Annotated in this window: 6 protein-coding genes and 2 pseudogenes; 4 read left to right on the top strand and 4 right to left on the bottom strand. The window is 46.8% G+C overall.

Translation table 11 applies throughout. The annotated features are described in order from the left end of the window. From JSQ97_RS12125 to JSQ97_RS12985, 4 genes and pseudogenes are all read left to right on the top strand, one after another. Positions 1–191 (top strand): hypothetical protein (locus JSQ97_RS12125; RefSeq protein ID WP_205076282.1); only part of this gene is annotated, 191 nt, incomplete at its 5' end. Between the two features lie 17 nt (positions 192–208). Then, positions 209–412 (top strand): annotated as a pseudogene (locus tag JSQ97_RS13165) (RHS repeat-associated core domain-containing protein); the annotation flags it as partial. Between the two features lie 551 nt (positions 413–963). Next, positions 964–2,184, top strand: a complete 1,221-nt coding sequence (locus tag JSQ97_RS12115) for a tetratricopeptide repeat protein (protein WP_205076281.1) — start codon at positions 964–966, stop codon at positions 2,182–2,184. Between the two features lie 1,209 nt (positions 2,185–3,393). Then, positions 3,394–3,664, top strand: a pseudogene (locus tag JSQ97_RS12985) (DNA-binding domain-containing protein); the annotation flags it as partial. A gap of 152 nt (positions 3,665–3,816) precedes the next feature. Here JSQ97_RS12985 and JSQ97_RS12105 read toward each other — a convergent pair. From JSQ97_RS12105 to JSQ97_RS12090, 4 genes are all read right to left on the bottom strand, one after another. Further along, complete coding sequence (locus JSQ97_RS12105; RefSeq protein ID WP_205076280.1) at positions 3,817–6,051, bottom strand: ATP-dependent helicase; 2,235 nt, start codon at positions 6,049–6,051, stop codon at positions 3,817–3,819. 181 nt (positions 6,052–6,232) lie between these two features. Then, positions 6,233–7,411 (bottom strand): phosphoglycerate dehydrogenase, encoded by a 1,179-nt coding sequence (locus JSQ97_RS12100; RefSeq protein ID WP_205076279.1) that lies wholly within the window; start codon positions 7,409–7,411, stop codon positions 6,233–6,235. A gap of 84 nt (positions 7,412–7,495) precedes the next feature. Beyond that, complete coding sequence (gene serC, locus JSQ97_RS12095; RefSeq protein WP_205076278.1) at positions 7,496–8,593, bottom strand: 3-phosphoserine/phosphohydroxythreonine transaminase; 1,098 nt, start codon at positions 8,591–8,593, stop codon at positions 7,496–7,498. A gap of 226 nt (positions 8,594–8,819) precedes the next feature. Next, positions 8,820–9,187: hypothetical protein (locus JSQ97_RS12090; protein WP_205076277.1), on the bottom strand; the 368-nt coding region annotated here is incomplete at its 5' end.

Here is a 9,187-nt window from a genome sequence, read left to right as displayed (position 1 = left end):
GCGTTGATATAAAAACTGAATTTATGCAAAAGTACCTATTAGGATTATCTATGGCAACCATAAAATCTCCTTTCATTATTAGAGGAATTGCATTAGATGATGATGGAGAGGTCTATGAAACGGAAGTAATGGAAATGTTTAGTATTGATTCTAATAAAATGACAATTGAGGAATGGTTTCCAAATTTTTGATTAATATTTTTCTATGATATTTGGATGCGAAGTACTCGAGGTGGATGAGTGCGGATCCGGCGGTGAGTGATTATATACCGATGGCGCCGGTGAACGATGAGGCACGCAAACATAATCAGGATTTGCCCGGTATGGGTGGGATATACAATATTGTAAACTTCCAGCTGTATCACTATGCGGGGAATAATCCCGTGAAGTATATTGACCCGGATGGAAGGGAGGATGATACTGTTGTTGATACTATTAAGTTAGGTATAAAGCTTGCAACTAAATTGGCTCCTCTATTTGAGAAGCCTAATCCTGATAAACCAATGTCAGAAGCAGATGCAATTATCAATGCAAATGATATACAAAGGATATTTACTGACATAGCAAAACTTGCAAAAGAAGATACGGAAACTTTTGTCCCAACCCTTATGATGGTGGGATTCGGTACTGCGGTTGCGTTAGATACAGGATTAATTGATGCTCTTATAGATTTTAATAACAATTTAAAGGAAAAAGGGTTTGATGTTCCGGGTATGCGTATTTCAGGATCTAGTAATTTTTCTATCGGCGCAATCTTCAATTATACAGTAGAATTTATACCTATCTCGGAAGGAGGTTTTAAGCTTAGTACAAACCTCAACGGTAATCTCAATCTGACGATTGGAAACGTAAGTTCTTTGTCCATTACCACTTCTGCTAATTTTACAGTTCCATCTAATGTAATACCTAATATACAATTTACTTTTTCATATACGACACGATTCTAGAAATGCAGGAGGAAAGAATGAAAATGATTGGTTCTATAATTTTACGAAAAATATTTTTATCGTGTCTTTCAGTAAGCTCGATATTTTTCATGAGCTGCAGGACAATTGATGCGGTCTCACAAAACAAAACCGCAACTGACGCACCTTCAACGCTGACAGAGTTGCCGTCTGCCAAACAGCTTGTTGGGTTAGGAGAAAAATATCAGGAAGAGGGAGACAATCTTAAAGCTTTGGATTGTTTTAATAATGCGATAAGAGTCGATCCTTCTTATGCACTTGCCTATACGTATCGAGGAATGCTCTATACAAGGACAAAAGTATACACCAAAGCAATAGAGGATTTTGAAAAAGCAATAACATTAATCGCTCATCCGAATCCTGCAGATTCTATGGATATGATGCCGTATGTTCTGTATGGATATTGTCATTACGAACTTAACAACTATGAGCAGGCGATATCAGGATTTTCAAAAGCGATAGAAATAAACCCTTATTATGCCGACGGCTATAATTTTCAAGGACTTGCATATTTTAAACTCGGGCAGTATCAAAAGGCTCTGGAAAAATATACAATAGCAATACATTTTGCTGCAGTAATAAAAGGACCGCAAGATACGTATTATTTTAATAGGGGACGAACTTATGGTATTTTGGGAGAATATGAAAAAGCTCTTGATGATTATACAAAATCCATAGAATTTAATTCAGAAGCGATAGAAGTCTATCTTGAACGCGGTACGGTATATAATCTTTTGGAACAATATGATAAAGCGTTGGATGATTTTACTCATGTACTAATAGTAAAACCCGATTTTATGAGCGCATATCTGGGCTGTGGAGTGGTTTATTATAATATGAGGCGCTATGAAGATTCGATAACGGCTTTTACAAAAGCGGAAACAATAGCTCCGTCTGTTTATGCTTATGCGGGACGAGGAACGGCATTTATTTATTTAAAAAAATATGGAGCGGCGATAAATGATTTTAACAAGGCGTTGCAATTAAAACCTTCTGATGCAAATATTTATAAAATGCGGGGAATGGCATATTTAAACTTGGGAAAATATCGGGAAGCTATAATTGATTTCGATGAAAGTATAAGATTGAATCCTAATGACGTAGAAAACCGACAAGGTAGGGAAGAAGCGTATAAGGCACTAAATTCTAATGGTATGGAAGGCTCTACATTTATTATGCCTTCGCTTAAATTGAATACGGATATAATAAAGTATCCGTAAACGAACAGTATTTTTATAAAAAAAATAATAATTTTTCAAAAAATGTGTATTTTACTTCAATCCGCCTACGCCGGATTGGAGCACCGCATAGCGTTCCCGCCACGAGCGGGAGCGGCGGCGGGAATGAGGGTTACCGAAGTGCGGCCTCGCAGCGAGCCGACAGGCGAAGCTTCAAGCGAAGCCGGTTGGCACATAAAGCGTCGTCCTGAAATAGAAAACATCGGCTATGACGAATACGGACAGCGGGTGTACATCAAATACGGAAACGGTGTGGAGACGAACTACACGTACGATGCCGATATGAGATGGCTTTCACATATAGATACTCAAAATACATACGGAAAGCAGTACCAGAATATCGAATACTCTTTCGACGACGTCGGCAACGTGAAGAGCTATGAAAACGACTGTATGAACGGTTCTCGCTACCGTACGGAGCAGACATATACCTACGATGCGCTGTACCAGCTTATTTCCGCAACCGGTATGACCGAAGATAACCCCTACGCGATCCCCGGCTCCCCCGACTATTCGAGTACGTATACGCAGGACTTCTCCTTCGATACGATCGGGAACATGACGCAGAAAAAGAGCTCTGAAATAATCACTCCTGCAATGCAAAAAAAGAATGGGGACGATTTAAACTACGAGTTTACGTACGAGTACGACGCAGACTATGCACACCGCCTCACTCGAGCGGGAAGCGAAAAGAGAGGCTGGCGGTACTACACGTACGATGCGAACGGGAATGTAACGTCCGAAAGCGACGGCGTTGCCCCGAATGAGGACACAACGACCCTTACCCCCGTAACCGTAACGACGCAGACGAATGAAGAAGGAGAGAGCGTCTATGAAGCGGACTATGCGTGGGCATGGCCGTGGGGAGGAAGCGGTAATAGCGGAAAGAAACCCGTACCGAACAATAAGCGCAGGTATGAGTGGAACAGCCGAAACCTCTTAATACGGAGCGTGAACTCTGTATACGATACACGCTATGTGTACAGTGCGGACGGCAATCGAGCGGCTAAATGGACGGCGACACATTCGAACGAGACGCTGTATTTCAATACGATGTGGACGTGGCACACGGATAAAGGATTGCCCGAAGGGCAGTATTCAAAGCACATATATTTAGGCGAGACGCGGGTTGTCACGAAGCAGACGAGTAAGCTCGAAGCGAGCTACCATAGCGAAACGAACAAGCATCTCATTGTTCGGGCAGACGTGGCGGCACCCGGTAAGTCCACGGGGAAGTGGTAAGCCCCATTATCAAAGACGGCTCTGCGGTCAATACTCCGCTTATGAACACCGCTTTAAGCATTTCCGGCGTGTTCGATGGGGCAAACGACGTTCGATCAAGGGCGGTATTGTACAGCTTACCGGAAGCCGTCTTAAGTTCGAGCAAAAGGCCCCAAGCCGAATCATTCTTATCATTCTCTTCATCCTCGAAACGGGAACGCCCGCGCGCGCCCCCGTCATCACCGTGTGAGACCCTCACACGAAAATCGATTTTTATCCAAAAGACCGAATATCGGATTTTCAAAAAATAATATCGTCTAATAGCAAATAATTAAAAGTGATAAATTCCCCGTACAATTTCGCATCGAAGAGCGGACAAGCAACGCGCGTCCTTTACTCCACTTCGCTCAATTCCGCACCGAAACGGATGCTCCGCTCGGTTTGCATCGAATCGAACGCGATGCCGTAACAGCCGGCTTTTTTGTTTACCGAAATGACGGTGCCGCAGCCGAAAATCGGATGACGCACGCGTGTGCCTTCTTCGTACGGTGTGCCGATCCGTTTGAGCTGCGCTTCGCTGTAATCGATGAGCGTTTTCGTCTGCACGACAAGCGATTCGTCGAATTCTTTTTCAAGCGTGAGGTTTTCAAGTCCCGCATCGAAAATAAAACGCGACGGCTGTTTAAAAAGGTTGTCGTTCGCCGTCCCTTCCGCATCCGACAAAAAGAGCGCGTCTTTCGCACGTGTCATCGCAACATACGCGATCCTCCGTTCCTCTTCCATATCGTCGAGCGAAAGCGTTTTACGCGACGGGAACACGCCTTCGTTCAGACCGCAGACAAACACATACGGGAACTCCATGCCTTTTGCCGCGTGGATCGTCATGAGTTTGACATTGCTTCGATTTTCTTCCCTATCCAAATCGGTAAAGAGCGCTATGTGCGCGAGAAAGTCTTCCAGATTCGCGTCGTCGTCCTGTCCCGCTTTTTCCACCGCACGGCGAAATTCGGCAACGTTGTCGAGCCTGTCCTGATCGTTTTGCAGACGCAAGTACGCTTCGTAGCCCGACCTGTCCATAACCGCCTGCAGCAGCGTACCGAGCGGAAGGGCGGTATACGATGCGCGAAGCGTTTCTATCGCTTCGACGTATGCGCGCGCTCCGGTGCCTGCAAAAAGCGGCGTATCGATATTTTTTTTAAGCTCATCGTAGAGCGCTGTACCGTTTTGTTCGGCAAGAGTCCGCAGCGCATCTATTTTCGCTTTGCCGATTTTCCTCGACGGCATATTGACCGTGCGCAAAAACGCGACGTCGTCACCGGACGTGATCATGCGGAGGTAGCACACGATATCTTTGATTTCCCTGCGGCTGTAAAATTCTATACCGCTGTAAAATTTATAGGGTACACGCTTATCGATAAACGTTTCTTCGATCGCGCGGGAAAGATAGTGCGCGCGATATAAAACTGCTATGTCGCCGTAGGCTACGCCGCGTTTTGCAAGCTCATCGATTTTATTAAAAATCCAAAGCGCTTCTTCGCCTTCGCTTTTACAATGGCAAAAAATCGGTTTGGCGCCCGCCGCCTTTTCCGCCCTAAGCGTCTTTTGATAACGCACGGTATTTTTTGCGATCAGCGTATCGGCGGCTTTGATGATTTCCGGCGTCGAGCGGTAATTTTTCGAAAGCAAAAACGTTTTCGCATCGGGATAAGTTTTATCGAAATCGAAAAAGAGTTTTACGTGCGAGCCGCGCCACGAATAAATCGTTTGATCGGGATCGCCGACGATGTAGAGATTCCCGTGCTTTGCGGAAAGCGTCTGTGCGATTTTGTACTGTTTTTTGCTCACGTCCTGAAATTCGTCGACCATGACGTACTGCATGCGTGTCTGCCATTTTTCACGCACGGCGGGAAAATGTTCGAGGATGTACGTCGTAAAATTTATTAAATCGTTGAAGTCGAGACCGAAGATTTTTTTCTGCTCGTAGATATAGCGTGCAAAAATTTCATCGCGGCGGTCTTTGATAAAATTGAAACGTTCGCGGAGCTGTTCGTTGTTCATGCGGTAGATATCGTCGATATACGTGTCGGCGCGCATCTTTTTCGCTTCGAGCACTTCGTCGATCGCGCTTTGCACCGTCATCTCCCGCATCGTAATGTGCATATCGGAAAAGATGCGCAGCAGAATATCGCGCTCGTCTTCCGTATCCATGATGACGAAATTTTTCGGGTAGTTTAAAACGCTGATGTCTTCTTTGAGCAGCTGAACGCAAAACGCGTGGAACGTGCAGATATATCCCAAATCGACATCTCCGAGCCGCTTACGCACGCGCTGTTTCATTTCGTTCGCGGCGCGGTTCGTAAAAGTCGCGCACAAAATATTGCCCGGAGCGATGCCCGCTTCGTCGACGAGGTAGCAGTAGCGCGACGTCAGCGCTCTCGTTTTGCCCGTACCCGCTCCCGCGATGACGCGCACGCGCCCTTCCGTCTGCACGACGGAAGCCTTCTGTTCGTCGTTGAGCGATAAAAGAATCGATTCCATACTGTTCGCTATGCAGTTTAAATCAAAAGCGCTCACGTGACAACAGGACGACCTCGTCTTTCCATGGCAGATGATATTTTCTATAGGCATCAAAGCGTACGGGGCGTTGCGGGGTGTCCCCGCAGAGGGGGCAGCGAACGACCGTATGAACGGAGCAAACGGAAAACGGCGGATTTTACGTTTGCGGAGAGATGCGGGCGGGAGCGAGGGGGAGACTTCCCCCCCTCTTAATAAAAATTTACTCCGGATAATTTCTCCGTAAACAGCACGCTCACCCTGCAATCGCACGCACGTGCGTGACGTTTTCCATTGCGGAAAGTTTTGCAAGCGTATCGTCGCTCACATTGCCTTCGACGTCGATGATATTGTAGGCGATGTTACCGCTGTTTTGGTTTATCATACCCGCAATGTTGAGTTCGGCTTCACCCAAAATCGTCGAAAACTTCGATACCATGCCGGGAATGTTTTTATTCGAAATGCAAAGTCGCGTACCGCCGGAGGGGATTTCGTTTTCGGTGACGATTTTCGGAAAGTTGACCGAATTGGCGATGGTGCCCCGTTCGAGAAATTCGCGGAGCTCTGCGACGGCCATGACGGCGCAGTTTTCTTCGGCTTCGGGCGTCGATGCGCCGAGGTGCGGAAAACAGATGACTTTCGGATCGGCAAGCAGTTCTTCCGCGGCAAAATCGGTGACGAACATGGAAACCTTTCCGTTCGCAATCGCCTGAAGCATGTCGGCATTGTTGACAAGTCCTCCGCGTGCAAAGTTTACGATGCGTACGCTGGTTTTCATCGCGTTCAATCTGTCGGCGTTGATAAAGCCTTTCGTGTCGTTTGTTTGCGGCATGTGGATCGTGATGTAATCCGATTTTGAAAGCAGCGCGTCGAGGGTTTCCGCCTGTCTGATGTGCGTGTCGAGCTGCCACGCGTGTTTGACGGAGATAAACGGATCGTACCCGATAACGGTCATACCCAAACCGACGGCCGCGTTTGCGACGAGGGCTCCGACGGCGCCGAGACCGATGACGCCGAGCGTTTTGCCCTGCAGTTCGGGCCCGACGAATTGGGATTTGCCCTTTTCCGCAAGATCGGGGATCGCATCGCCTTTACCTGCAAGACTTTTTACCCACTCGGCGGCGGCGATCGCGGGGCGGTTTGCGATGAGCATGCCGAGTATGACGAGTTCTTTAACCGCGTTCGCATTCGCGCCGGGCGTATTGAACACGACGATGCCCCGCTCGGTCAACTCCTGCACGGGGATATTGTTGACGCCCGCTCCCGCTCGTGCGACAGCTTTTACCGTATCGGGAATCGTCATACCGTGCATATCTTGAGAGCGCACGAGGATGGCGTCGGGATCGTTGATCGAAGATGCGATTTCATAATCGTCGCGGGGAAATCGTTCAAGCCCCGCAGAAGATATTTTGTTGAGCGTTTGAATTTTAAACATATTGACTCCCGTAAATTATTAATATGGATGCCGTGTTTCGAAAACCGTATCAAAACGATATGCTTTCGGCGGGCATTCGTCCGCTTAAAAATTTTCAGCGGCAAACTTATCCATAAATTCGATAAGACGTTCGACGCCTTCGATCGGCATGGCGTTGTATAAGGACGCGCGCATACCGCCGACGGTACGGTGCCCCGCAAGGTTTACGAGCCCCGCTTTCGCCGCTTCGGCTGTGAATTTTTTGTTGATCGCGTCGGCCTTCGCTTCGTCTTCCTCTTTTGTCAAAAACGGCACGTTCATGATCGAACGGCTGTCTTTGTCGGCGGTTGCACGGTAGACGGTGCTCGAATCGAGGTAGTCGTATAGGCGCCCGGCCTTTGCATAATTGCGCGCTTTCATGCCTTCCGCTCCGCCGTTTTTTTCTATCCAATGAAGCACTTTACCGACGACGTAGATCGCATAGCACGGCGGCGTATTGTACAGCGAATCTTCATCGGTGTGCGTTTTATACGTGAGCATCGTCGGCGTAAGTTTTTGCGGAGCGTCGGTGATGAGGTCGTCCCTGATGATGACGAGCGTAACGCCCGCAGGCCCGAGATTTTTTTGCGCGCCTGCAAAAACGAGACCGAAAGCGCTCACGTCGAGCGGCTCGGACAGGATGCACGAAGAGATATCGGCGACGAGCGGAATGCCGCCCGTATCGGGAATATAATTCCAGTGCGTGCCTTTGATTGTGTTGTTGAGACAGATATACGCGTAATCGTAATCGCCCGTGATTTTATCGATTTTCGGAATATAGCAAAAATTGCGGTCTTTCGACGACGCGGCGACATCGACTGAAACGTATTTTTTCGCTTCTTTGATTGCTTTACCCGACCACACGCCGGTATCGACGTAGACCGCTTTGCCTGTGCGTATGCCGAGATTCAGCGGCACCATCGCAAACTGAGTCGAACCGCCGCCCTGCAAAAACACGATTTTGTAGTTGTCGGGCACGCGCATGAGTTTCCGCACCATAGCTTCGGCGTCTTCGACGATCGGCTTAAATGCCGACGAACGATGGCTCATCTCCATAACCGACTGCCCCGTGCCTTTGTAATCGAGCATTTCAGCAGCACACTCTTTCAACACTTCTTCCGGCAAACACGAGGGTCCCGCCGAAAAATTGTACACACGTCCCATAAGTGACTCCTATAAAAACTTTTGCAGGAAATATCAATTTCCAAAAAAGTTTTTAACCGTGCGCACAAGCGCACACGTTAATATAGTCGAGTTTGCAAAACAGGTATATCAATGTTCATACGATTGTTATCGAAACAATACGCATACACGTCTTCTGCAAACATCCAAGCAAACTCGAGATAAAAAGCGACGGCAATATTTCAGACGGCGCTTTTTATCGTACCTCCTATATTTTCGATAATTTTCGTACTAATTCATCGGGAAGTTTTATCATTCCTTTTGCTGGTTCATGGATAACTTTGTAAAATTGTTTACCGTCAAACCAATATATCGTATCCGTAATGCTTCCCGGACCTTGTTGATACATATAATTTACCAATCCGATCATTTGTACGATATCATTATTCAAAGTTTCTTTATTTATATTTTTTAGAACTATGCCATATCTGTTCGGAACAGCTACAAAGGCACCGTACTCGGAAAGAGACTTATATTTTTTATTTAAATCGTAAATGGAAGAAGTAACAAAGATGTTTGTATCGGAAAACATTATAGAAACCGAAAAAGTATCCGATATTTTATATGCTTCAAATT

The sequence above is a fragment of the Treponema sp. Marseille-Q4523 genome (genome assembly GCF_016901105.1).
In the GTDB taxonomy this organism is placed as follows: Bacteria; Spirochaetota; Spirochaetia; order Treponematales; family Treponemataceae; genus Treponema_D.
The sequence above is the reverse complement of the archived record's forward strand: the minus strand, read 5'-3'. Positions and strand labels throughout refer to the sequence as shown.

Bases quoted from the DNA above. Each gene is read 5' to 3' on its own strand.
- JSQ97_RS12115 (WP_205076281.1), top strand. From the start codon at position 964: ATGAAAATGATTGGTTCTATAATTTTACGAAAAATATTTTTATCGTGT.
- JSQ97_RS12105 (WP_205076280.1), bottom strand. From the start codon at position 6,051: ATGCCTATAGAAAATATCATCTGCCATGGAAAGACGAGGTCGTCCTGT.
- JSQ97_RS12100 (WP_205076279.1), bottom strand. From the start codon at position 7,411: ATGTTTAAAATTCAAACGCTCAACAAAATATCTTCTGCGGGGCTTGAA.
- serC (WP_205076278.1), bottom strand. From the start codon at position 8,593: ATGGGACGTGTGTACAATTTTTCGGCGGGACCCTCGTGTTTGCCGGAA.